Source organism: Pseudoalteromonas sp. NZS37, assembly GCF_015864265.1.
GTDB classification, from domain to species: Bacteria; Pseudomonadota; Gammaproteobacteria; order Enterobacterales; family Alteromonadaceae; genus Pseudoalteromonas; species Pseudoalteromonas arctica.
This window is the reverse complement of record NZ_JADYXL010000002.1, coordinates 260,758-285,484: the sequence shown is the minus strand read 5'-3', so window position 1 is coordinate 285,484 and position 24,727 is coordinate 260,758. Positions and strand designations below refer to the sequence as shown.

Below are 24,727 nucleotides of genomic sequence, written 5' to 3'. Positions count from 1 at the left end.
ATTTTTAAAGCATCATTATGAACACGGCTATTTACTATAAATTGGAGCACTTTCAGCTTGTATATTAACAATAACGCGATGCCGGAATTGCCTGAGTGGTTGTCTTTATACCTTGATAAATCACATGGACATGATGAATTAGCAAACCACAGTGGTTTAAACCCAGAACATTGGGATACTTTATTTAAGCGTTTAGCTAGCCTAACAGCAGACGATGTTAGTAGCCGCGCTACAGAAATTAGCCAATTACTACAAAATGGCAATATTAAAAATGAAAGTAATAAGCAATGGCACTTCGACCCGTTGCCTTTTATGTTATCAAAAGCTGATTGGACGTTGCTTGAAGAGGGAATAAAGCAAAGAACCCTTTTATTAAATAAAATTCAGCAAGATATTTACGGTGATCAAACTCTTTTAGTTGATGGTCACATTCCTGCAAAGCAGCTTTTTCAAGACCCTAATTACTTACGCGAAGGTTTTAGTTTACCTAGTAACGAATTAACACTTTTTTTTACTGCATTAGATGTTTACCGCACGCCTACAGGCGAATTTAAAGTATTAAGCGATCATTGTCAGTGCCCTTTAGGCTTAGGGCTATTAATTAAAAGCCGTATTATTGCAAGGCGTGTAATGGCTGAAGAATTTGCAGAATGTAATGTTCAGCAAATTAAAGAATTTCTAAATCTATTCCAAGAGGGTATTAATGAATATACCCATTATATGGATGACCCACGAATTGTAATTCTAACCCAAGGAATTGATGATCCTAACTACAACGAGCATGCATTTCTATCTACCTACTTTGGCTATACATTAGTACAAAGCGCCGACTTAACCGTACGTGGTGGTGACGTTTGTTTAAAATCGTTACAAGGCTTGGGTAAGATTAATGTCATTTTACGCTGGGTTTCTGATCGTTGTATTGATTCTTTAGAGCAAACTGAATATTCACTTCATGGTATTCCGGGCTTATTACAATCGGTACGACAAGGGTCTGTTAAGGTTTTAAACCCGTTTGGTAGTGGTGTGCTCTCGTCACCTTCAATAAAGTGCAACTTAGAAAAGTTATCGCAGCAAATTTTAAAACAGCCGCTGTTGTTGGGTGAGCCAAATTACTTAAATGTAAAAGAAGCGCAAGCCGTTGATTGGAATAACCTCGAACTACTATCAGCTATAGACCCTACACTCAAGTTAGATGGAGTGTTGGACGAGCAAGAAATAAAGCTACTTATTAGCAAAGAACCCGATAATTACTTTTTCCAAGAAAAGCCTTCTTTTAGCAGTGCACCATTTTGGCATGACGGGCAATTAATCTCCAAGCCAGTGGTGTTTAGGTGTTATGCATTAACCACAGAAAATGGTGTAGAAGTACTTCCTTCAGCACTGTGTTTTTCAAACGAAAAAAGTAACAACCCAAGAGTATCTGGTTGGATCAAAGATACATGGATAAATACAGCCGATAGAGTTGATTTAGGCGAGCATAATCCACCAGTACCCATTAGAAAAAGAATGGATGTGACGCTACTCGAAGGGGTTATTTCGAGCCGCACGGCTGAGCACCTTTTTTGGTTAGGTCGATACTTAGAGCGCTGCGAAAACACCATACGTATTTTGCGTATTTTTATAGACAAGTACACCGAGTTTTCTGTTTACCCAGATTCAATACGAAAAAGTATAGTTGCACGGCTTTCAAATGCTATTAAGTCGCAATATATTGTTTATCCATATGTAGAACCTGATTTAAAACTAGATGGCATTGATGTAAACCTGTCGAAAGAAACCGCTTTTCAACTGCTTGCAGACGAGCAATGCGCTGGCAGTATTATTAATACATTAAAATATATTGCGAATGCGTCGGTGCAAATTCAAGAATTACTGTCCCATGATAGTCGCCGAATAATTGATGATATTAGTGAGCAAATTAAGATATTTAAAAATGTAAATATTAATATTCCAACGCGTGCAATGCAAAGCAGCCTAGATAGAGTTATAGGCTCAATTATGGCTTTTAATGGCTCGATTACAGATTGTATGCCAAATAGTAACGGCTGGTTTTTACTCGAAATGGGTAGAAGAGTAGAGCGTAGCTTACAAATTACATCACTAAGTGCGGCTTTATTAACCAAAGAGTTAGACGAGCCCGAAGAGCTTGGCTTACTTGAAGCCGTGCTAAGTTGCCAAGTTAGTTTAGTTACGCATAAGCGCCGATACAGAATGTATCAAACCATTGGTACAGGGCTTGAGTTATTACTTTTAGATGCTGAATACCCACGTTCTTTATTATTTCAGTTAGAGGAAATTAATAAGTTGTGTAAGCATTTACCCACAAAACGCAGACAAGGCGTAATTGCGGCACACGAAAAAGCAATTTTACTGTCTAAAACAAGTTGTTATGTAACTGAGAAAGATTACCTACAAAAAAGTGAAAATGGACAACGTAACCAGTTAATCGAATTTAACCATAATACGCGTATGAACTTAGATACATTTTGTGATGTATTATTACTACAGTATTTTTCTCATACCCAAACGGCAAATAAATTGAACTGGACTAATATTGAGCAAGCTCAATCGTGAAATATAAAATAAAGCACTCGACTACATACAACTATTCAGACTTTGTTAGTTTGTGTCAAAACCAAGCGCGATTAACGCCAAAAACGAATCGCGGGCAAATATGCCACAGTAGTCGTGTAGAAATTGAACCTACACCGACTTACTTACAAACATTTACTGATTATTTTAATAATCAGGTAACAGCGTTTGAAATAGCAATACAGCATAAAAAACTTAAAGTAACGATGATCAGCGAGGTAGAACTGTTAGTCGGCGCTAATAGTAATTTAGAGAGCGTTGATATTGCTTGGCGAAAAGTACGTGATTTATTGGTTAAACCAAATACAGCGGAATTATTAAAAACGTCTGAATTTGTACTACCTTCACAGCTTATTCCAATAGATAAAGGAATTAAGGAATACGCATTAATTTCGTTTGATGCACACAAAAATATAATTTCTGCATGCAAAGATTTAATGGCACGAATTTTTCATGAATTTCATTATGATCCTGGTTTTACAACGATTAGTACGCCTCTGAGTACTGTTTTTGCACAAAAAAGGGGCGTTTGCCAAGACTTTGCACACTTTGCGCTTGCATGCTTACGCAGCGTAGGGTTAGCAGGTCGATACGTAAGTGGGTACATAGAAACCATGCCGCCAGAAGGCGAAGAAAAGCTAGAAGGTGCAGATGCAACTCATGCATGGTTTGCGGTATTTGTGCCAGACTTTGGTTGGGTTGATTTTGATCCTACAAATAATGTTTTACCACGCGATCAGCATATTACTCTAGCCGTAGGGCGAGACTTTTCTGACGTAACTCCTTTAAAAGGCGTGGTATTTGGTGGCGGTAGTCAATTGCTTGATGTAGCGGTTGATATGATTCGAATGGAATAGGCAGTTTAACTACGTCATATATTATGATGGATAAGGTGAAAGAGTGTATGAAAATTGATTGGAAAGCGTACCAAACAAATGGTTTCTTTGATGAATTAATTGATGCACAAGGAAACGTTAGATCGCATGGTAAACAATTAGCACAATTTTTTGCTAATTTATCAGCAGAAGAATTAGTAAAGGCCAGAGCGGTTGCTGATTTAGCAATTAAAGAAATGGGTATTACCTTCACGGTTTACAACGAAGGTAATATGATTGATAGAGCCTGGCCATTTGATATTATTCCGCGAACTATTGGTAAAAAAGAATGGCAAAGCGTAGAGGTTGGTTTAAAGCAACGTGTTGAAGCGCTTAACCTTTTTATAGATGATTTATACCACGACCAAAAAATAATAAAAGATGGTGTTTTTCCAAAAGGGTTGCTAGAAAAATCAGTTAACTTTCGTCAGCAATGCGTGGGAATAAACCCGCCAAATAAAATATGGGCGCATATTTGTGGCTCAGATTTAGTACGCGATGGTAGCGGTACAATGTATGTGCTTGAGGATAACCTGCGTGTTCCTTCTGGTGTATCTTATATGCTTGAAAATCGCTCTGTAATGAAGCGTGTATTCCCTGAATTATTTGAGCAAGTGTCTATTTTACCTGTTGATGATTACCCCTCACAATTATTTGATATGCTAGCGGCAATGTCGCCTCGTCCACAAGATAAACCAGAAGTTGTGGTACTTACGCCAGGGGTATTTAACTCCGCTTATTTTGAACATTGTTATCTTGCCCAAGAAATGGGTTGCGAACTGGTAGAAGGACGGGACTTAGTTGTTGAAAAAGATGATTGTGTATACATGAGAACAATCACAGGGCTACAACGAGTTGATGTTATTTATCGTCGTATTGATGATTTATTTTTAGACCCAGAAGTCTTTTTACCTGACTCTCAACTGGGCGTTCCTGGTTTAATGCGTGCTTGGTCTAAAGGCAACGTTGCTTTGGTTAATGCACCAGGCGCAGGTGTTGCTGATGACAAAGTAGTTTACGCTTACGTACCTGAGATGATTAAGTACTACTTAGGCGAGGAAGCTAAGCTTGCTAATGTCCCAACGTTCAAATGTTTAGACCCGAAAGAATGCGACCATGTGATTAAAAATATCGATAAGCTTGTTGTTAAACCAGCAAATGAATCTGGTGGATATGGATTATTAATTGGACCTAAATCGACTAAAAAAGAACAAGAAGCGTGTATTGCTCAAATTAAAGCGGACCCACGAAACTGGGTAGCTCAACCAACATTAGATTTATCAACAGTACCAACATTTGATGGTAATAAACCAGATGGTCGACATACCGATTTAAGACCGTTTATTTTATCATCAGGTAAAGATACGCAAGTTACCACTGGCGGATTAACGCGTGTTGCTATGGTTAAAGGCTCTTTGGTGGTTAATTCATCACAAGGTGGTGGCAGTAAAGATACTTGGATTGTTGACGAAGAGGCTAAATAATATGTTATCAAGAGTAGGCGAAACTTTATATTGGGTATCTCGATACATTGAGCGTGCGGAAAATGTAGCTCGTTTAATCAACGTTAACAATTTACTGATGATGGACTTACCCAAAGGCGTATGTACCGGCTGGGAGCCATTAATTGATATTATTGGTGTGCGTAAAGCGTATTCAGAAAACCATACTGATTTTACTGAACAAAAAGCATTAAGGTATTTACTTGTTGGTAGTGATAACAGCTCGTCAATTTTAAACTCTATTACTTCGGCACGAGAAAGCGCGCGTACAATCCGCGATGTAATACCTCGAGATGTATGGGAAGAAATTAACTCTCTTTATTATTATGTAAAAGATAATCAAAAAGAAGGGATAACAAAGCGCGGACGTTTTGATTATTTAAAAAAGATTATAGATTCAGCCCATCAAATATTTGGGGCGTTAGATGCCACAATTAATCATGATCAGGGCTATGTTTTTATCCGCTTTGGTTCGATTATAGAGCGCGCAGACATGACATCGCGAATTTTAGATATTCGCTCTGCTACGTTAATTACTAATGAAGAAGAAGTGAAGCCGTTTGATAATATTCAGTGGATCAGCTTATTGCGCTCATTAAGTGCTTATCAAATGTATCGCCAAGAAATGGGCGTTAGAGTACAGCGTGCAGATGTAATAGAATTTGTGATGCACAGCAAAGTATTCCCACGATCTATTTTATTTTGTATGAATGAATTAAAAGCATTGGTTTTACCTTTGCCAAACTCAACAGAAATTATTAAATCAATTGATAATGCAATTGTTGAGTTAGAAAATAAAGACGTACGAGTACTTAAAAATGGTCTGTTGCATGACTTTATCGATGAAATACAAATAGACTTAGCTGGAATACATAACGGACTAGCCGAGACGTATTTTTTAAAGCAAGCAGAATAATAAAAGCTGTATATTGTGAAATGACTGCTTAGGGCGTGTTGAACTTTGGTGGTTGAATTTGCAGCAGTATGTTTGGTTTTTAGGCAAGGCAGAGCCTATGTAGTGTGGTTATTCCCCATTAATGGGCGATAACGCAGCATAAAGACCAAACATGCGCTGCCCTCTGGGTTCTTTCTAGGGACGATTAACTCTTTGTTGCTCGGTTTTTACTTAGCCCACTAGGTTACAAACCTCGCGCCGCGATTTAATCGCCCCTAGATTGAATAAATTTCAATCCACAAAGATAAACACGCCCTAGTCTTGAGCGGTCATTTTTTTGCTTAAATTTATTTATAATAATTTTAAAACCTGCATAATTAATCTTTACTTCCTCATCCGTTGGTATCGCAATGAAAATCATCTCGACTAATATCTCTAAAATTAAAACTCTTATTCATAATGGTAAAGAGGTGAAAACGGGAATATTCAAAACCCCAACTAACGAACCTGTTGTTATTGAAAAACTAAACATTATAGGTGACGAGCAAGCTGATTTAGTTAATCACGGCGGGGTAGATAAAGCGGTATATGCTTTTTCGCACAATCATTATGAGTATTGGAAACAAACCCTCGAGAATGATGATTTAGCAGTAGGTGCCTTTGGCGAAAACTTCACGATTTCTGACCTTAATGAAGCGAATATACACATAGGTGACCATATTCGAATTGGTACTGCACTGCTTGAAGTAAGCCAGCCTCGTGTACCCTGTTTTAAACTCGCTATCGCCCTTAATAATAAAAACAGCCTTAAATTGTTTACGCAGCATTACTGCACTGGCGTTTATTTTAGGGTACTAGAGCAAGGCGTTGCAAAAACGGGTGATAGTGTTGTTATCGAGAAGAAAGCCTCGCACGACATATCAGTTAAAAAACTGTTCCAGGCATTTTTTGATAAAAAATACGTAGGTTATGAAGACATACTTTTAGAAGCATTAACTTTGCCAGAGCTTGCTGTAGAGTGGCAAGAAAAGCTAAAGAAGAAGCTTGCTATTAAAAGTGAATAAAGCAGTTTAAAACTGTTTTATTCCCGCGCTATCATTCTTTAAAAAGTGTTGCTGCAACCTATTTATTAAACTTTGAAGAACAGGTCCTGTTGATTGGCTTCTTGAAACAACGCATCCCACAGGAGTAAGCCAACCGCCTTGTTCATGAGTAACGGGTAGCGTTACCACTTCAGCTTGGTTTATATACCTCTTAATAGCAAGCTCGGGTACAAGCGCCCAACCAATACCCTGAACTACTAAGTCGATAAGGGTTTGATGTATATTTGCGTACCAAATTCTAGAGCTAATTGCGTAGCTAAACCATAACTCTTTTTGGCTAAGGCTGCGATGAACACATTGCCTATGGGCTTTTAAATCATTGCTTGTTACAGCCTTTAGCTTTGCAAGCGGGTGTTCTGGTGATGAAATCGTTAAAAATCGAGCTTGACCTAATAGAAAAAAATCCATATCAACTTTTAGTTCCCCATCACTATAAATGATACCTACTTGTGCTTTTCCTATTTTTACTAAGTTTTCTACATCGTCAGTTGTTGTCGATATTATTTCGAAATTAGTAATCGGGAACTGATCAGCAAGTGGGGCAATCACTTTTAAAATATCTTGATTATTTAGGCTTTCATCAATAGCTATAATTACCTCATGCTCATAATTTTTTGCTAATGCATCCACTTTTTGGTCAAAATATTTTTGCTGATGAAGTATAGAGTATGCGACAGGTAACAATGCCTTGCCGCTAATCGTTAAGCTGGGTATATTTTTATTACGCGTAAACAATGTTTGATTAATCGCTATTTCAAGATTAGAAATAGCTTGGCTAATTCCCGATTGTGCACGGTTAAGCTTTCGGGCTGTTGCCGAAAAAGATCCTGTTTCTACCACGGTTACAAAAATTTTTAGTTGCTCAAAACTATACATATCATTCAACTTAAAGGTGAGTACTTATTTGCTCATCTTATCACTAAAGGTGATGGCTACTAACTTTGCAAATAATTAAATTATGTCACTATTATTTTCTTTAATTATTTGGCGTAAAAGGGGTTAATTATGGATGCAAAAATGGGGTCGCTAGAGAGGATGTTTCAGGCTGTTTTGTTTGAAGTATTAGCGGTAACGCTGTCGATTATTGGTTTGGCTGTATTTACAGAGCATGCAATATCGGCTTTATCTGGCACTATGATTATAATTGCAACGATTGCGATGTGTTGGAATTTTGTTTTTAATTGGTTTTTTGACAAAGTAGCTACCGGTGCAAAAGAGCAACGTTCTGTATTATTCCGTATTTTTCACGTAATTTTATTTCAAGGCGGGTTACTTGTTTTTACTATTCCCGTAATGGCGAGCATTTTAAACGTAGGCTTATGGGAAGCATTAATAATGGATATCGGCGTAACTTTTTTTATAACCCTTTACGCTTTTACTTTTAACCTAGTGTACGACCACACACGAGCCTATATTTTTCATTCAAAAAATGCTGCATGTTAATACACTTTTTAAATATGGGATGACTTAACAAAGTTTTGTATTTAGCTGCTGATGTATTTGCCAATGCACCAGCACTTTTAGAGGCGTAATATTACCCAAGTTTGCTTTATAGTGGCAAAAAACTAATAAAGGATCTTTTTATTAAAAGTGAATAAAGCTAAATATCAATTGTTATTTATAGAAGAGCTAGTAAAAAAGATAAAATCTGCTATACCTAAGGTTATAAATACTATCATTATTATAGTGTTATTTAAAAATTGTTGGGTTAGTAGCTAAAATAGGTGTCGTATATGAATATCTCAAGAAAACTGATGCTTATTGTAGTATTAACTGCAGCAGAGATAAGTATTACTGTCTACTCAGCTTTTGAAATAGCTAAAGGAGCTAAGTTTCATCAACTTAACTTTCTTCATTTAAAGTATACACATCAACTTACCAAGTCAGTTAAAAAAATAGAAAATGATATCCCCATAGATATAAATACCATTGAGTCGGATATATTGTTAATTAGGCAGCAACCAATTGAATGTATTGAACAAATAAACCCGTTAAATTATGCTGTTATGAAGGTTATTAACACAGAACATACATTAACAATCTGTGAAAACGATATTGAAATTGCTGATAAAGCCTTATTGTCAGTTAATCAGTATAAAAAGGGGGAACTTAGTAGAGACGCTTTTTTACTAAATCTTAATACTTCGCTAAGTGGCTTTAATAAAAACACGGAGCTGTTTGAGGAACCAATTAGAAAAACAGTATCGTTTATACTAATGACGTTAATTCCACTTGTTATAATCATATCTTTTTTTAATATTCTTTTTATAAGTTATCTTTCTCGCACAATATCGAGCTCTATTCGAAATCTAACTCTACTTTTATCAAGTAAGCCCGAAAACAATATTAATCTAGACGATGAACTTGATATAAAAACGTCGGGTGAATTAAAAGCACTCGTTATCGCGGCCAGACAGCGAATTAAAAATGATCTTTTAAATATTGAAAACAGTATTGAACTCAAAGAGATTATAAACAGCCAGACAGCTTCCCTGCAGCAAGCAAATGATGAGCTTGCCCAGTTTGCTTATCGGGCTTCCCATGACCTGAAGTCACCGCTGTCAGGGGCTAAATCCTTAGCGCATTTTGTTATTGAAGATATAAAAGCGGGAGACACAGAGGAAGCAAGCCGAAATGCACTGGTTATTTATCAACAAATGGAAAAGTTAGAAACACTTGTTGTTGATATTTTATTGTTAGCCAAAGCTGAAATTGGTAATGAGGATAAAGATTTAATTGACTTTAGTCAGTTAATTATTGATATGAAAGAACGACTGTCTTGGCTCATGAAAGATAACCCTTGTACGCTCGAAACAACAATTAATTTATCAGTACCTATAAGGTCGGAAAAAGCGCGTTTTGCTCAAATTATTGAAAACTTAATTTCAAACGGGTTGAAGTATTACGATAGAAATAAAGACTCGCCTTATGTCCGCTGTGATATTTTTAATGAGCAAGAGACGTTTTTTATTACTGTTACAGATAACGGAATGGGAATACCACAAAAGCATCAAAGTGAAGTGTTTGATATGTTTAAGCGATTTCATGCACAGACAAGTACGGGGTCTGGTTTAGGGATGGCGCTGGTTAAAAAACATATTGAGTATTTAAATGGTGAAGTATCACTGCAAAGCTCTGATGAAGGTACGACGTTTAAAATAATAATACCAATGGATAAGCTAACATGACAAAAATTAAACCCCCTATATTAATTGTCGATGACAATGAAGTTGACCGGTATATTCTTAAAAGATTAATTAAAGAGGCTGAATTAGATCTTACAATTTTTGAAAAAAAAGATGGCCAGGAAGCATTAGAATTTCTAGAAAATTATGAAGCTAACAGAAAAGAGTACCCTGATGGATTTCCTCCAATACTCATATTTTTGGACATCAATATGCCAAGAGTCAATGGTATTCAGTTTTTAGAAGAGTTTTCTAAACTGAGGAAGATGATAGAAATCAGCTCTTGTGTGGTTATGATGTTTAGCTCATCAGAAAGAGAAGAAGAAAAAAAGATTATAATGTCACACGATTTTGTTAAAGGTTACCTTGTAAAAGGAAGCTTTCAGGCAGCAGAGTTAAAAGAAAAAGTATTGGCTGTCATCGGTCAGCATTTGAAAAAACACAGCTGATTTGCATGTGTTTTAGGTTTTAACCCGCTAGGCTGTGCCAATTGGAGAGCCTTTAGTTTGAGTATGTGGCACAAACCAAAGGTTTTTAGCTTAAGGTTACACAGGTGTTTGATTTAAGCTTCAATTTTACAAAGGCTCAAAATAACCTATTTATTAAAGGCTTATTTTTTTACTATAGTCATCGAGCAGCAAATTAATTTCGTTTACAGGCATAGGCTTTGAAAAGAGAAAACCTTGCAAGTAGTCTATATTTAATTTTTTACACAGCTGATGCTGGGTTTCAGTTTCGATTCCTTCAGCTACCACAGAAAAATCTAGTTTCTTCAGCATTAAAGATAAGCTCTCGATTATTTTTAATCGCTTATTATTTTCTCCACCTAACGATTGCATGCTTTTGTCTAATTTTACTATATCAATAGGGTAGGAAATAAGGTGAGATATGGATGAATAACCCATACCAAAATCGTCCAAAGCAATCCTAAACCCTTTATTAGACAGAGAAGTTAATATCTCAATCACTTCTTTACTGTTTTCCATAAAAGCTGTTTCTGTTATTTCCAGAATAATACTACTGGTTTTTAAATTGTATTTTTCGACCGTCTCTAATAGATACGTTTGTAAAACTTCTCTTTGCAGCTGTATCGGTGAAATATTAATAGATAGAGTTAACGGCGTTTGATAGTCTTTCTGCCACAAAGATAACTGCTTTAAAGCGCTCGCAATTATCCATTTTCCAAGAGGGGCTATTAATCGGCACTCTTCAGCAATAGGAATAAACTCATCGGGGGTATAATTAACGGTTGTATCTGGCCAACGGATAAGGGCTTCGACACCTGTCATTATTTGTGTTTTTGAACAATAAACAGGTTGATAAAATAGCCTAAAGTTTTTTTCCTCTATATGCTCTTTTATACTATTTTGAATATCTACCCGACGACTAAATTCATATTGATATTGTTCTTTGTAAAAGCTTATTCTACTTTTACCACTTTGCTTTGAGCGATACATTGCAATATCAGCACATTTTAGCAGTTCATGAGATTCAGTAGCATCATTTGGGTATATGGCGCTTCCAATGCTAACACTGCAATTTAAAGTTCTGCCTTCATGCAAAAAGGGTTTAGAAACTTCTGCTAAAATTCTATTTGCTATCATACCTATTTGATTAATATTGCAAATTCCACCTATTATAACTGCAAATTCATCGCCTCCTAAGCGTGCAAATCCTTCATTTTGCCTCAGGCAACTATGAATCCTTTCTACTGTTTGTATTAAAATTTCGTCGCCGACACTATGCCCAAGCGTATCATTAATATTTTTGAAGTTATCTAAATCTAAAGCAAGTAATGCCACGCAGTTTTTAGCACGTTTATTGTTAGCTATCATTACTTTTAGTATTTCTTCAAAATGATATCGATTAGACAAACCAGTAAGCTGATCCCGTTCTGCCATATGCTTTACAGCAAGATAACTGTTGTGCATACGTTGTTCTGCCTCGAAGCGTTTTTTGGCATATATAAGCGCTTTATTTAAACTATCCCTCGTTATATCACCTTTTGGTAAAAAGTCTTGAGCGCCTGCTTCTATACACTCAATAGCCAAAGCTGAGTTCTCTGAGGAGCTAATCATGATAATTGCGGTGTTACCGAGTTTAGGCTTTGCACGCATTTCAATTAGCATTTCAATGCCATCTTCTTTAGGCATATTATAATCGAGTAGTATTATATCAAAGTGCGTGTCTTCAATGGCTTTCAAGCCCTCGGATACGCACGTTACCTCGGTAATGTCATGATGATGAGAGCCATCAGAAATAAGCATTTTTTTAATTAATTTGCGATCAACTAAGTCATCATCAACAATTAAAATATTCATAAGTTCCTTCTAAGAGCAGCATCTACATGATGCTCGTTTATAATTGATAATTTCATAGTTAAACTTTGGGCCAATAAATAGTGAATGTACTGCCAAGTTCCCCATCGGAGGCTACTTCAATTTTGCCCCCATAATTAATAATGAGCTTATTGGCAATACAGAGTCCAATGCCGCTCCCTTCAACATCATCTCGAGATTGCAATGTCTGAAATAACTTAAATATGAGTGAAAAATATTTAGGGTCAATTCCAGGGCCATTATCTGTTATCTCAATAATGTAATATTGATTAGAGGGGATAAGTGAAATATCGATAACCGGGTGCTCTTTATTGTTATGTTTTATTGCATTACTAATAAGATTTTGAAAAACAGTTTTAAAAGGGATCAGCGGTATATCGAGTACTTCGTTATTGGCGTGTATATCAACAGTGACAGCTTGTGGAACTTCTAAAATTTGTTCTATATCTTGGTAAATACTTTCTAAAGATATGTTTGCATGAGTTGAATCACAGCTATTTATTCTCGAGTAGCTTAGTAAATCTTCTAGCAGTACTTGCATTCTATTAGCCCGGCTGAGCACAAGCTGAAAGTTTTCTAGGTGCTCTTGAGGGAGTAAATCTTTACAGTCATCATAAATCCACTCTAATAAACGTTTTATAGCATTTAATGGTGACTTTAGATCGTGTGAAGCAATACTGGTAAATTCATCTAGTTCATCGCTCATTTTTTGTAATTTTTTGATTAGGCGATCTTTTTCAGTTTCGTCTTTTTTTAGCTCGCTAATTGTTGAGTGAAACTTAGAACTGTTTATTTTATCTAATGAATTTTTACGTTGGACTAACTGATTAACAAAGTTTTTTTGTAAACTATTTAAGATTAATTTTTCTTTTTCGGTAAGTAGTGAATCACTTGCTCGGTCAAATATAAACCATCCAAATTTAAGGTTTGAGGGCAAAATAATAGGTGATACCACTCTAAATATTTTAGGAGCATGCTCGATAATCGATTCATTAAAAACGTCATCAGATAGTTGCTCTTTAGCTACTGTTATTTTTGAACCTGATTTATATAGCTCGACAGCACGTTGAGGCAGGTTAGCAACAATAGAGAATGAGCTTGCATCAAAAATGTTTAAAATTAGCTCAGCAAAGCTTTTTAAGCTTGTTTGAATGTCATTATCAAGAGAAGTCGTTAATTGCTGCTCATCTATTAATGATACACCTTCTAAATAACTCTCTACATTGGGCATTCAAACTCCTACAACAGTATTAAATAAATATGCCTCATTAAAATGAGATGCAACAAATGATTAACTTATTGTAGTTGATTATTTTGAATGTGTTGAATTATTCACTTTATAAATTAACGCCAAATTAAAGCCTTACCTTATTATAGTCAGTAGCTTATGAATCTATTTTCTAATAAGGTAAAACTAAGTCTGATCGTGAAATTTATGACTGAATAAATAAGTATTATGTTGGGTAGTGTTCTTACTAAAGATCAACATGCCCAAGTAAAAACAGCATATTTAATCGCTCATTTGTATAATTGTTTGCGCTACGCTAAATAAGGTTTTATGCGTATCCATTGCTTGTTTTTGTAGCTGTTTATGGGCTTGCTCTTCAGTGAGCTTTAACTGCTCAATAAGTATGTACTTGGCTTGGTGAATTACCTTTTGCTCACTAATTACTTTTTTAGCATCAAGTAACGCTTGGTTTATTTGTTTAATATGCTGGCTTTGCTCGATAATTAAATCGTACATACTTTTATTACTATTGAGCTTATCGGCCGCTATGTTTTGGCTCACTTCTGGCTCTGGTTGCTTAACGGCTAATTGGCCAAAAGTAGGGGCTATGTGTTGCTCTACCATATTGTTAAGTACCTGCTTATTTGTATTTAAGCTACGTTGAGCACAGGCTATTTGCATTGCTGCGGTATCAATTAACTGATCTGCTATATTTTGTTCAATTTTGTGCATTATATCTATGCGCGTAGTGGTTACTTCGTACCATACTTCGCTCAGTTGTGAGAGCGGTTGAGCGTTCTCGTCATCGAGCTTTTGCAGTAAACTTCTAAGTTGCTCTACCTGATTATTAACCTGATGCGTTGTTAGTGTGCCAAAACATTTTAAAAGGTGCGCATCGGCGTACTCATTAAAAAAGTCAAAGCTGTGGTTTTGCTCTTGTACAAAATGCGCGAGTTGTTGTTTTTGTTCTGTGGTAAATTTACTCGCTGCAAATGCTTGTGCACCACAGGCACGCTCTTGTCCTGCGTATTCTTTACCTTGCATAAAATTAAAAAATGCGACTAATAAGCGCGTTATTTTGGGATCGCTTGCGCCATCAGCTGCCTCTAAAATAATATTGAGTAAACTAGCAATTAACTGAGTGAATGACTGCGTAGCATGTACCGCACTAATGTTTTGTTGTGCTATTTGCTTGCGCAATACCGGTAATGCATCGAGTGCTTGTAAGCTATAGGTAATTAAATTAAATAACCGAGTATGGCCAGTATCGGCGTTGTCGTTTATAAATGTTTGCTTAAGTGAATCATAAAAATCAGTTTGTGCGCTGTTGCTTAAAGGGATCTGCTCTTGTAATTGGCTTTTGAATCGCTCGCGATTTGAGGCCAAAAATATATTACTCATCGCGCGCTCTTTTTGTAACTGGTGTACAAAATCGCCTAATTTAGTAAGCGAGGCACAACTGTTTTGTAATTGCTTTAGGGCATGTATTTCTTGATATTTAGCCGCTAATAAAAACTGTTTTGTGAGAGGATTGCTTGTCGCCATTGGTATTATTCCACACTTTTTTGTTTTTAAAGTGCAACCACTGTTCCAATCATTAATAAATTTCATCATTGAATTTAAAATCAAGCTAATACAATTGCTTAAAGTGTAATTTTTGTTTATCACTGTATTTCTATAATTTAAATTGCCATTACTTTTAACTTATTTGGTGCATTTAAACATGTTATTGCACACAACTTGAACCCAAATTAAAAACAAAAAATGCGCCTACTCCTGGGGAGGTAGTAAGCGCGAAAAGTGCATTATTCATTATCTATCATGCGTTAACATTAATACTGTTTAGTAACTCTGGGCTGATAGCCATTTTATGATTTATTACTTCGCCAATCATAATTAGGGTAGGGCCTTGAAGGTTGTGTTTATCATGCTCACTTACAACATGCTCAAGCGTACTGGTAATTACTTTTTGCTTAGTGGTAGTGGCATTCTCTATTAGTGCAATGGGTGTATTACTTGGCCAGCCCACTGATTGCAAACCGTTGCTTAGCGCTTGTAAGCGCGAAAGCCCCATATAAACCACTAAAGTAGGGTTGTTGTTTCCTGGCATAAACGCGTAATTTTGCCAATGAGGTTGCTTGTTAGGATCGGCAAACTGCGCCGTTAAAAATGTAACACTACGCGCTACATCGCGTGCTGTTAGCGGAATACCTGTATAAGCAGAAGTCGCACAAGCCGTTGTTACACCCGGAACAATCGCAAAATTAATATTATGCTTAGTTAGCGCATCGGCTTCTTCGTTAATACGTGCAAATATACTCGGATCACCGCCTTTTAAACGCACTACGTTTAAGCCTTGTTGTCCGTATTTAACCAGTAGTTCGCAAATGTTAGCTTGGGTCATCGAATGCTTACCAGCACGTTTACCTACAAATACCCGCAGGGCTTTATTAGGAAGCGTTTTTAATAAATCATCGCTTACTAACCAATCGTATAAAACAATATCGGCGGTATTAATTAATCGCTGCGCTTTTACCGTAATTAGCTCAGCGTCTCCTGGGCCCGCACCAATTATATAAACATTGCCGCTTTTAGCACTGCGACTATTTGAGCTCGTTAGCTTAGCAACAAGCTTATTTAGCCACACGTTTTCAATACCCGAAAAATAAGACAATACACTCATACTATTCCCCTAAGCCACAGCTGTTGTAACTTTTGGTTCAGAGCTTATAAATACACTGCCGTCTTCAATTTTTGCATTAAAAACCGGTAAGTGTATTGCTTCTGCTTCTAAGCATTCGCCTGTTTCTAGGCAAAAGTGTTGCTTATATAAAGGCGATGCGACAACTAATTTATTGTCGATTGAGCCAATAATGCCACGTGATAATACATTAGCTTTGCCAATCGGGTCGTAGTTACTAATAGCAAACACAGCCGTTGGATTTTGTGGAATGTAAAAAATAGCCACTTGCTGATTATTAACTAATGCGCATACGCCGCTATTAGCCACTAGGTTGTCGATTGTTCCAATATTATGCCAAGACATCAGCTTGCTCCTCTTCAACTTCCATTACTGGAATACGGTTTTGTTTATTACGTTGCTCACGTTTTTCGGCTTCTGTAGCAGGGCGAATTTGGTTACGCTCTTGCACAAATAAAATGTTGTCGTCGGTTTCGGGGCTATTAACAAACTGGCGGAATCGTTTGGCAGAATCTGGGCTTTCAATTGCTTTTTTCCACTCACACGCATAGGTTTGTGTAATTAATTCCATTTGCGCTTCTAACTCGTCGCAAATACCTAAGCTGTCGTCAATAACTACGCTTTTAAGGTAGTCTAAACCGCCTTCAAGATTTTCCATCCATACCGACGTACGTTGTAATTTGTCAGCTGTTTTAATGTAAAACATAATCACGCGGTCAATGTATTTAATCAGTGTTGGCGTGTCTAAATCGGTCGCAAATAAATCAGCATGGCGAGGGCGCATACCGCCATTACCACACACGTATAAGTTCCAGCCGTTTTCGGTAGCTATAATGCCAATATCTTTACTTTGTGCTTCGGCGCATTCGCGGGTACAACCCGATACCGCCATTTTAAATTTATGCGGTGCACGTAACCCTTTGTAGCGGTTTTCTATTTCTATTGCGTGTCCAACGCTGTCTTGCACACCATAACGACACCACGTACTACCCACGCATGATTTAACGGTTCTAAGAGACTTACCATAAGCATGACCTGTCTCAAATCCAGCTTCTATAAGTCGCTCCCAAATAACAGGAAGTTCTTCTAAGCGCGCACCAAATAAATCAATACGTTGACCACCAGTGACTTTGCAGTACAGGTTAAAGTCTTTTGCTACTTGTCCAATTACAATGAGTTTGTCGGGGGTTATTTCGCCACCAGCAATACGCGGTACTACAGAGTACGAACCATCTTTTTGCATATTTGCTAGGTACGTATCGTTAGTGTCTTGTAAGCCAACATGGGCGGGTTCTAAAATGAAGTCGTTCCATGTTGAGGCTAAAATAGAGCCAATGGCAGGTTTACATATTTCACAGCCATGACCGCTGCCGTGTTTAGTTAGTAAGTCATCAAAGCTTTTAATGCTTTCTACTTTTACCATATGCAGTAGTTCTTGGCGTGAATACGCAAAGTGCTCACATACATGGTTGTTAACTTCAACTCCGCGACTTGCTAATTCGTTATCAACAACTGATTTTAGTAACGCAGCACAACCGCCACAGCCGCTTGCTGCTTTAGTGCATGATTTTACCGATGCTAAATCGCATGAGCCGCCATCAATCGCGCCTACAATGTCGCCTTTACTCACATTGTGACACGAACAAATAGTGGCGGTGTCGGGTAGGGCACTGCCAGATAACGACGGCGCGCCGCTGCTGTCTGGTAAAATTAAACACTCAGGGTTTTCAGGTAAGTCCATGTCGTTAAGCATGTACTGCAATAAAGTATCGTAATCGCTGGTATCGCCAACAAGTACAGCGCCCAGTAATTTATCGCCTTTTTCACTTAGTATTATTTTTTTATAACAGCCGCGAATAGCATCTTGATATATAAGTTCTTTGCAGTCTGGCGTTTTTGCATGAGCGTCGCCAATTGAGCCTACTTCTACGCCTAATAGCTTAAGTTTGGTGCTCATATCGGCACCTAAAAACTCAAGCTCGCCACCACTTAATTGACTCGCTGCAACGCGCGCCATGTTGTAACCCGGCGCTACTAAGCCAAATAGTTTTTTGTCCCACAGGGCACATTCACCAATGGCTAAAATATCAGGATCTGACGTTTGGCATTGATTATTAATGATAATACCGCCGCGCTCACCGAGTTCTAAATCAGCAATTTTACCTAGCTGATCATACGGGCGAATACCGGCAGAGAACAAAATCAGATCTGTTTCTAAAAATGACTCGTCCGAAAAATTTAATCTAAAGCGACTGGTTTCGCCTTTTACTATTTCGCTGGTTGCTTTTGATGTATGTACTGTTACGCCAAGTTTTTCTATTTTATTTTTTAGTAGCGTACCGCCTTGTCCATCAAGTTGAACAGCCATAAGTTGTGGCGCAAATTCAACTACGTGGGTATCAAGCCCTAGTTGCTTAATGGCGTTTGCGGCTTCAAGCCCCAACAAACCACCACCAATAACAACACCGCTTTTACTTACAGCGGCACTGGCTTTTATTTGTTCTAAATCTTCTAATGTGCGATACACCAAACAATGGGGTTGGTCGTTACCTTTTATAGGCGGCACAAACGGAAATGAGCCTGTCGCGAGTATAAGTTTGTCGTACGGGTATTGCTCACCGGTTAATGTGGTCACTATTTTTGCTGATCTATCAATGCCCTCAACCCACTGGCTGGTATGCACATTAATATTGAGTTGTTTATAGTTGTCGTGAGTGGTAAGTGCTAAATCGGCGGCGGTTTTGCCATCAAATACACTTGATAAGTACACGCGATCGTATGCAAGATTTGCTTCTCCGCAAAGTACAGTAATGTCTGCGTTGGCATCGCTTTGGCGCATTTGCTCAACAAAGTGGTGTCCGACCATACCATTACCAATAATGAGTATTTTTTGCGAGGTTTGCATAGGGCATTCCTTAAAGTGACGGTTTAAATACAAATAACAAAAAAGCCCGCCACAAATACGCAATATGCATAACTGTGTGCGGGCTTCTTTGCCGATGGTTGCTAATAGCTATTGTGCTCACAACCTAAATTTTTGCCGTAAGTAAAACGGGCTTGTTAATAGAATGTTTGCAAAAATACAGCCAGTTTTTTAAGTTATTGTTTAAATAGTATTTAATGTGTTTTTAGAGTGAGGATAAAACTTGCTTTGTTATATGTTGGTGCGCGTCTGGCACTAAGAGGGTGCAAGTATTGTCATTGTTTTGTGCATTATCAGTCAATAAAACACCCATTATCATTGATTGTGTATTGAGTTAAATTTAACCCATGAAATACGCACACGAATTACGAGCAAAATGACTAACACAAACTCAATAGATGCTTCACCTTTTCACGAAGGCGAGCTGGCAATACAAGACAAACTCGGTAAACGAGAAATAATGGCAACATTTGGCAAACGTGCCGTGCGCTCATTTATGCCAAAGCAGCATCAAGCCTTTTTTGAGCAGTTACCATTTGTGGTTGCAGGCAGTGTTGATGAAAACGCCGATGTGTGGGTATCTATTGTTTCAGGGCAGCCAGGTTTTTTAAACTCCCCCACACCCACGTCGTTATTAATGACCCACGCGGTTGATAAAAACGATCCCTTACATGGCACGTTAAATATTGCCGGCTCGCCAATTGGTTTATTAGGCATTGAGCTAGGCACGCGTAGGCGTAACCGTTTAAATGTGCGCGTAGGTGAGGCAATTAGTAATAATAAAGTGAGTTTTAATGTTGATCAATCCTTTGGAAATTGCCCGCAGTATATTCAAACGCGCGACTTAACGTTTAATAGAGATCCTTTACTTAAAAGTAATGCGGTACAAAAAGTTGAATTTAATACACTTGATAACGCAGCTAGTGCGTTAATTGACACCGCCGATACATTTTTTGTTTCGAGTTTTATAACCGCTAAAAACAATCCAAAAATTGAAGGGGTTGATGTTTCTCACCGTGGTGGGTTGCCGGGCTTTGTAAAGCGCGAAGGTAACACATTAACGATTCCTGATTACGCAGGTAACAATTTTTTTAATACCTTGGGTAACTTTTTATTAAACCCAAAAGCGGGTTTGTTATTTCCTGATTTCGACACGGGCAATGTATTGATGCTTACCGGCAGCGTTGAAATTTTATGGGACGGGCACCCAGCGCTTGAAGGCTTTATTGGCGCAGACCGAGGCTGGAAATTTACCCTCACCAAAGGAATGTGGCTTAAAAATTTACTCCCGTTTAGTGCCAAATTTGATGCTTATTCCCCTAACACTAAAATGACAGGCACATGGCTTGAAGCTGATAAAAATAAACAAGCAGAAAAACTAAAACATACGTGGCAGCCTTTAAAAGTAACTAAAATAATTAAAGAAAGTAATGTAATTACCTCCTTTTATTTAGAAGGGCATAACAATACAACCTTGTTACCGTTTAAAGCTGGGCAGCACTTAACGGTCCAAATACCAAGTAAAAATAGTAGCAATAACAGTAATAGCAAACCTGTTATTAGAACCTACACCGTGTCATCAAGCCCTCATGAACTATTTTATCGGTTATCTATTAAAAAAGAACTCAGTGGCGAGGTGTCTAACTACTTTCATAATAACGTAAATGTAGGCGACGTTATTTTAGCTAAATACCCACAAGGGCAGTTTTTTATTGACCCAACCAGTACCAAACCAGCGGTATTGATTGGTGGCGGAATAGGCATTACACCGATGATCTCAATGGCTAAACATATTGCACACGAAGGGTTAAGAACCCGCTATACACGCCCGTTGCATATTTTTCACAGTGCTAAAAATGCCCAGCAGCGTGCGTTTTATAACGAGATGAAAACACTTGCAGATACGAGTGGCGGGGCAATTGATTACTACTCACTTTTATCTCAGCCTGAGCTTAATGAAAAACAAGGCGATGGCTTTAATTTAAAAGATGAGAGCTTTAATTTAAAAGACAAAAGCTTTGATTTAAAAGGGCGCATAAATGCGGATGTGTTTAGATACTATTTACCACTTGATGATTACGAGTTCTTTTTATGCGGACCTGCTGCGTTTATGCAGCACGTATATAACGAACTGTTATTGCTCGGTGTGCAGGATAAAAACATATTTGCGGAAGCATTTGGACCCTCCAGTATTAAGCGCAAAGTACTTAACACAAACGAAGCGCCTAATAAAAGCAAAGAGATGAGCGTTGAAGAAGCAGACAACACTGTAATTAAATTTAGCAAATCGGGCTTTGAGCAGCGCTGGAATAAAGGCGATAACACTATACTTAATGTAGCCGAATCCCATGGTTTAGAACCTGAATTTGGCTGTCGAAATGGCAGCTGCGGCAGTTGCGCCGTAAAAATAAACGCAGGCGCTGTAGTGTATCGCAATAACGTAAGCTACCCAGTAGAGGCAGGGCAGGCGCTAATTTGCTGCGCCGTACCGGCTAAAGGCGTTGAGGAGCTTGATTTAGAGCTATAGTTATCAATATAGAGCTTGAACTTTAAAAGCATATGGTGGGTGCTGGAGGTTAGAGACCTCCATTTTACCCTTTTATATGTATAGTTCGCGTTTAACGCAGCTACGAAATAGTTTATATTTTTCTAACAGGTCATCAGTTAAATTTATGATTTCAAGTGCATGCTTATTATACTTCCCAATATTATCCTCTTCCCCACCACGATCAGGATTAAGCTCGGGATAAAGGCAATATATTTGATTTTCCATAGCGACATGTGAGGGGTGATGGAAAAAATGGAGTGCCGTCCAGTTCATGATTTTTGATAAGGATTGACCAAATTCAGTAAATTTTACATTTAATTCTGCATTGAGAAAATCGTACTCAGTTTCTTGTGAATAATAGATAAAGTCTTGCAATCTTACTTTATCACTCCTGCTATATGAATGATCGCTCGTTAGCGAGGATATATATTCTGTTAGATAGAATTCTTCGAAGCCTTTAGTTATTTTTTGATAAAGCTTAACATCATGTTCTCGTGATAATGTTTTCTTCTCTATTTCATTATCAAATATTCCATTTACTTCTATTTTTGTTTTTTCTCTTTGTAAAAGTATATTATGAATTAATCCCAAAGTGATAAGTGCTAACCCTACTAGAGAATCATAATTTCCAATAATTCTAATATTAAATTCTTTTGTGAAAATTTCATTTAAAATATTTTGTAGAATTGAAGATGAGGTTAAACCAAGTCCTGCAATAATGACAGCCCAAGTAACCTTGTTGGAAAATTCGGGGAAAAACAACCGAAATACTTTTTCTATTTTGACCCAGTTGATAGATTGAACTCCTTGTAGATGTACGTATATTCGTATTTACTTAATCGACTAACAATTACACGATTCACTTAAAGCTGATATAAGAATTATACTTCCATTGCCTACTAAAATAATACTAAACCAAGGTTGTCCTGAAAAGTATTTCCTAAGTTTTATTAGGCTTATTTTGAATATAGCGTACCAAAATACATTTGCAGCTGGCTCTACACATTATTAATGTAAGTTATTGGCAATCATAAATATCATTAAAGAAAGAGTTAACCTATACAAAAAAAGAGGCTTAATAGCCTCTTATAAAACAGTATTAAAAACTTAAAACTAAGCGAGTAAACCTGCTTTTGTTTCAGGCATTGCTATAAAACCATCAAGTTTACGAACGTTGTTTAGCCATCTTAAAATATTGGGATATTGCTCAAGTGATACGCCGCCCTCTGGTGCGTGCGCTATGTACGAAAAGTTGGCAATGTCGGCAATAGTTGGCTGAGTGCCTACTAAGTACTCGCGATTTTGTAAATACGCATCCATTGTTTTAAATAATGTGTGGGCAATGTTTATCGCGTTTTGATGATCAAGCTCTGCGCCAAATACAGTAACTAAACGCGCCGAACACGGACCTGAAGCCACAAGCCCTGCAGCAACGCTCAACCAGCGCTGAATGTGCGCTTGAACAGTTACATCTTCAGGGTACCAGGTTCTGTTAGCATCAAATTTTTGTGCCAAATACAGCAAAATAGCGTTTGAATCGTTAATTACGTCATCGTTATGTTTAAGTACGGGTACTTGCCCAAAAATATTCATTTTTAGAAAGTCAGCTTGCTTTTGTGCGCCGTTTTGCAATGCAACATCAACCATATTTACATCAAGATTTAAAAGCGATGTAAATAGCTCTGCACGATGTGAATGACCAGATAAAGTAAAACGGTATAGCGTTAGGTTGCTCATGGGTTGTCCTGTTTTTTAATTTTGAATAGTGGTTTTTAATAACGCTATTCTTTCACTATTATCAGTTTTGAAAAACCAAGCTAGTAAGGAATTAATGTCAATGCTATATTGACAATCATGGATACTATTATTGGCATTAAAACAATCATCGCGGTTGTTGAAACAGGCTCTTTTACAGCCGCAGGCGACAGGCTAGGGCTTTCAAAGGCACTGGTTAGTAAATACGTGGGCATTGTAGAGCAAGACTTAGGGGTTAGATTATTTAACCGCTCTACGCGCAGAATTTCGATTACCGAAGCGGGGCAAAGTTATTACGCAAGCGTAGTGCCTGTAATTGAAAGCTACAGCGAAATGCTCGATAACTTATCGGGTCAAACAGCGCTTGCTAGCGGCAAGCTTAGGGTGAGTGCGCCGGTGTCGTTTGGCGAATCAAATCTTGCGCCGTTAATGCCTGAGTTACTGAGCCGCTACCCTGATTTAAGTATTGATTTAGTGCTTTCAGACAAAACAATCGATTTGCTAGAAGAGGGGGTTGATTTAGCAATAAGAATTGGCAGTGTGTCTGACTCTAATTTAATTGCGCGGCAAATTACCAGTTACCCTTTAATTTTATGTGCATCAGCCGAATACATTCAGCGCTTTGGCGCACCAGCGAGTGTTGATGAGCTTGAACAACACGCCACAGTGATTGATAGCAACTTTAAAATAGGTCGCCATTGGCCTCTAGTTTCACCTAGTGGTGAGGCATTAACGGCAAGCGTAAACTCGCGTGTTTCGGTTAATAATCCACAAGCTGTAAAAGAGGTGGTTGTAGCGGGTGGCGGTATTGGCTTAATCCCTGAAATAGTGGTGAGAGACGATATTGCATCAGGTAAGCTTGTACAGGTTATGCGGGACTATAAAACCTTTGAGTTTGGCTTATTTGCTATTTATCCGCATAGAAAGTTTGTGGCTCAAAAGGTTACGTCGTTTATTCAGTTTTTATTTGAAAAGTTTGAAGCTAAGCCAAAAACAAAAAAGCCTAAAATCAGTTAAGTGATTTTAGGCTTTTTAAAGTGGGTCATTAAAATATAATTTAAAACAGTTGCTTACTTAA

The 24,727-nt window shown here is 37.6% G+C and carries 19 protein-coding genes; 10 read left to right on the top strand and 9 right to left on the bottom strand.

The features are described 5' to 3' along the window. Nucleotides 1–57 precede the first annotated feature (57 nt). The 5 genes from I6F47_RS04650 to I6F47_RS04630 all read left to right on the top strand — a co-directional run bounded on the left by I6F47_RS04650 (nucleotide 58) and on the right by I6F47_RS04630 (nucleotide 6,931). Nucleotides 58–2,577: a circularly permuted type 2 ATP-grasp protein gene (locus tag I6F47_RS04650; protein ID WP_197183422.1), complete on the top strand. Its 2,520-nt coding sequence runs from the start codon at nucleotides 58–60 to the stop codon at nucleotides 2,575–2,577. Beyond that, nucleotides 2,574–3,452 carry a transglutaminase family protein gene (locus tag I6F47_RS04645; RefSeq protein ID WP_197183421.1) on the top strand — a complete coding sequence of 293 codons (879 nt, stop codon included), beginning with the start codon at nucleotides 2,574–2,576 and terminating at the stop codon, nucleotides 3,450–3,452. The genes I6F47_RS04650 and I6F47_RS04645 overlap by 4 nt, the downstream gene beginning before the upstream one ends. Nucleotides 3,453–3,499: 47 nt before the next feature. Continuing rightward, nucleotides 3,500–4,954 (top strand): circularly permuted type 2 ATP-grasp protein, encoded by a 1,455-nt coding sequence (locus tag I6F47_RS04640; RefSeq protein WP_197183420.1) that lies wholly within the window; start codon nucleotides 3,500–3,502, stop codon nucleotides 4,952–4,954. A 1-nt stretch (nucleotide 4,955) separates the two neighbouring features. After that, complete coding sequence (locus I6F47_RS04635; protein ID WP_165721829.1) at nucleotides 4,956–5,888, top strand: alpha-E domain-containing protein; 933 nt, start codon at nucleotides 4,956–4,958, stop codon at nucleotides 5,886–5,888. Between the two features lie 389 nt (nucleotides 5,889–6,277). Beyond that, the gene (locus I6F47_RS04630; RefSeq protein WP_101216456.1) at nucleotides 6,278–6,931 is read left to right on the top strand and encodes an MOSC domain-containing protein; all 654 of its coding nucleotides are present in this window, start codon (nucleotides 6,278–6,280) and stop codon (nucleotides 6,929–6,931) included. 6 nt (nucleotides 6,932–6,937) lie between these two features. Here the strand turns inward: I6F47_RS04630 and I6F47_RS04625 are convergent, their stop codons facing one another. Beyond that, nucleotides 6,938–7,846 carry a LysR family transcriptional regulator gene (locus I6F47_RS04625; protein ID WP_165721828.1) on the bottom strand — a complete coding sequence of 303 codons (909 nt, stop codon included), beginning with the start codon at nucleotides 7,844–7,846 and terminating at the stop codon, nucleotides 6,938–6,940. A 129-nt stretch (nucleotides 7,847–7,975) separates the two neighbouring features. Between I6F47_RS04625 and I6F47_RS04620 the strand changes: the two genes are divergently transcribed. The 3 genes from I6F47_RS04620 to I6F47_RS04610 all read left to right on the top strand — a co-directional run bounded on the left by I6F47_RS04620 (nucleotide 7,976) and on the right by I6F47_RS04610 (nucleotide 10,604). Beyond that, entirely contained in the window at nucleotides 7,976–8,413 is a 438-nt protein-coding gene (locus I6F47_RS04620; protein WP_007585216.1) for a PACE efflux transporter, read from the top strand. Between the two features lie 290 nt (nucleotides 8,414–8,703). Further along, nucleotides 8,704–10,158: a sensor histidine kinase gene (locus I6F47_RS04615; RefSeq protein WP_165721827.1), complete on the top strand. Its 1,455-nt coding sequence runs from the start codon at nucleotides 8,704–8,706 to the stop codon at nucleotides 10,156–10,158. Next, nucleotides 10,155–10,604 (top strand): response regulator, encoded by a 450-nt coding sequence (locus I6F47_RS04610; protein WP_165721826.1) that lies wholly within the window; start codon nucleotides 10,155–10,157, stop codon nucleotides 10,602–10,604. The genes I6F47_RS04615 and I6F47_RS04610 overlap by 4 nt, the downstream gene beginning before the upstream one ends. A 153-nt stretch (nucleotides 10,605–10,757) precedes the next feature. Here I6F47_RS04610 and I6F47_RS04605 read toward each other — a convergent pair whose 3' ends face one another. The 6 genes from I6F47_RS04605 to nirB all read right to left on the bottom strand — a co-directional run bounded on the left by I6F47_RS04605 (nucleotide 10,758) and on the right by nirB (nucleotide 19,328). After that, entirely contained in the window at nucleotides 10,758–12,476 is a 1,719-nt protein-coding gene (locus tag I6F47_RS04605) for a two-component system response regulator (protein WP_007585212.1), read from the bottom strand. A 58-nt stretch (nucleotides 12,477–12,534) separates the two neighbouring features. Continuing rightward, nucleotides 12,535–13,725, bottom strand: a complete 1,191-nt coding sequence (locus I6F47_RS04600; RefSeq protein ID WP_165721825.1) for a sensor histidine kinase — start codon at nucleotides 13,723–13,725, stop codon at nucleotides 12,535–12,537. Nucleotides 13,726–14,004: 279 nt separating this feature from the next. Next, complete coding sequence (locus I6F47_RS04595; protein ID WP_165721824.1) at nucleotides 14,005–15,267, bottom strand: nitrate regulatory protein; 1,263 nt, start codon at nucleotides 15,265–15,267, stop codon at nucleotides 14,005–14,007. 274 nt (nucleotides 15,268–15,541) lie between these two features. After that, nucleotides 15,542–16,405, bottom strand: coding sequence for a uroporphyrinogen-III C-methyltransferase (gene cobA, locus I6F47_RS04590; RefSeq protein WP_197183419.1), 864 nt, complete (start codon nucleotides 16,403–16,405; stop codon nucleotides 15,542–15,544). 9 nt (nucleotides 16,406–16,414) lie between these two features. Next, nucleotides 16,415–16,768 carry a nitrite reductase small subunit NirD gene (gene nirD, locus I6F47_RS04585; protein WP_002959861.1) on the bottom strand — a complete coding sequence of 118 codons (354 nt, stop codon included), beginning with the start codon at nucleotides 16,766–16,768 and terminating at the stop codon, nucleotides 16,415–16,417. Continuing rightward, the gene (gene nirB, locus I6F47_RS04580; protein ID WP_197183418.1) at nucleotides 16,755–19,328 is read right to left on the bottom strand and encodes a nitrite reductase large subunit NirB; all 2,574 of its coding nucleotides are present in this window, start codon (nucleotides 19,326–19,328) and stop codon (nucleotides 16,755–16,757) included. The genes nirD and nirB overlap by 14 nt, the downstream gene beginning before the upstream one ends. Nucleotides 19,329–19,722: 394 nt before the next feature. On the opposite strand from nirB, the gene I6F47_RS04575 reads away from it, so the two are divergent. Beyond that, nucleotides 19,723–21,873: a 2Fe-2S iron-sulfur cluster-binding protein gene (locus tag I6F47_RS04575; protein WP_197183417.1), complete on the top strand. Its 2,151-nt coding sequence runs from the start codon at nucleotides 19,723–19,725 to the stop codon at nucleotides 21,871–21,873. A gap of 72 nt (nucleotides 21,874–21,945) precedes the next feature. On the opposite strand, the gene I6F47_RS04570 is transcribed toward I6F47_RS04575, so the two are convergent. Both I6F47_RS04570 and I6F47_RS04565 read right to left on the bottom strand, forming a co-directional pair. Continuing rightward, nucleotides 21,946–22,656 carry a hypothetical protein gene (locus I6F47_RS04570; protein WP_197150884.1) on the bottom strand — a complete coding sequence of 237 codons (711 nt, stop codon included), beginning with the start codon at nucleotides 22,654–22,656 and terminating at the stop codon, nucleotides 21,946–21,948. A 351-nt stretch (nucleotides 22,657–23,007) separates the two neighbouring features. Further along, nucleotides 23,008–23,631: a glutathione S-transferase gene (locus I6F47_RS04565; RefSeq protein WP_197150885.1), complete on the bottom strand. Its 624-nt coding sequence runs from the start codon at nucleotides 23,629–23,631 to the stop codon at nucleotides 23,008–23,010. 117 nt (nucleotides 23,632–23,748) lie between these two features. On the opposite strand from I6F47_RS04565, the gene I6F47_RS04560 reads away from it, so the two are divergent. Beyond that, nucleotides 23,749–24,666, top strand: coding sequence for a LysR family transcriptional regulator (locus I6F47_RS04560; protein ID WP_197183416.1), 918 nt, complete (start codon nucleotides 23,749–23,751; stop codon nucleotides 24,664–24,666). Nucleotides 24,667–24,727: the final 61 nt, after the last annotated feature.

Coding starts and splice junctions, on each gene's coding strand:
- I6F47_RS04640 (WP_197183420.1), top strand. CDS start 3,500: ATGAAAATTGATTGGAAAGCGTACCAAACAAATGGTTTCTTTGATGAA.
- I6F47_RS04635 (WP_165721829.1), top strand. CDS start 4,956: ATGTTATCAAGAGTAGGCGAAACTTTATATTGGGTATCTCGATACATT.
- I6F47_RS04630 (WP_101216456.1), top strand. CDS start 6,278: ATGAAAATCATCTCGACTAATATCTCTAAAATTAAAACTCTTATTCAT.
- I6F47_RS04625 (WP_165721828.1), bottom strand. CDS start 7,846: ATGTATAGTTTTGAGCAACTAAAAATTTTTGTAACCGTGGTAGAAACA.
- I6F47_RS04620 (WP_007585216.1), top strand. CDS start 7,976: ATGGATGCAAAAATGGGGTCGCTAGAGAGGATGTTTCAGGCTGTTTTG.
- I6F47_RS04615 (WP_165721827.1), top strand. CDS start 8,704: ATGAATATCTCAAGAAAACTGATGCTTATTGTAGTATTAACTGCAGCA.
- I6F47_RS04610 (WP_165721826.1), top strand. CDS start 10,155: ATGACAAAAATTAAACCCCCTATATTAATTGTCGATGACAATGAAGTT.
- I6F47_RS04605 (WP_007585212.1), bottom strand. CDS start 12,476: ATGAATATTTTAATTGTTGATGATGACTTAGTTGATCGCAAATTAATT.
- I6F47_RS04600 (WP_165721825.1), bottom strand. CDS start 13,725: ATGCCCAATGTAGAGAGTTATTTAGAAGGTGTATCATTAATAGATGAG.
- I6F47_RS04595 (WP_165721824.1), bottom strand. CDS start 15,267: ATGGCGACAAGCAATCCTCTCACAAAACAGTTTTTATTAGCGGCTAAA.
- cobA (WP_197183419.1), bottom strand. CDS start 16,405: ATGAGTGTATTGTCTTATTTTTCGGGTATTGAAAACGTGTGGCTAAAT.
- nirD (WP_002959861.1), bottom strand. CDS start 16,768: ATGTCTTGGCATAATATTGGAACAATCGACAACCTAGTGGCTAATAGC.
- nirB (WP_197183418.1), bottom strand. CDS start 19,328: ATGCAAACCTCGCAAAAAATACTCATTATTGGTAATGGTATGGTCGGA.
- I6F47_RS04575 (WP_197183417.1), top strand. CDS start 19,723: ATGACTAACACAAACTCAATAGATGCTTCACCTTTTCACGAAGGCGAG.
- I6F47_RS04565 (WP_197150885.1), bottom strand. CDS start 23,631: ATGAGCAACCTAACGCTATACCGTTTTACTTTATCTGGTCATTCACAT.
- I6F47_RS04560 (WP_197183416.1), top strand. CDS start 23,749: ATGGATACTATTATTGGCATTAAAACAATCATCGCGGTTGTTGAAACA.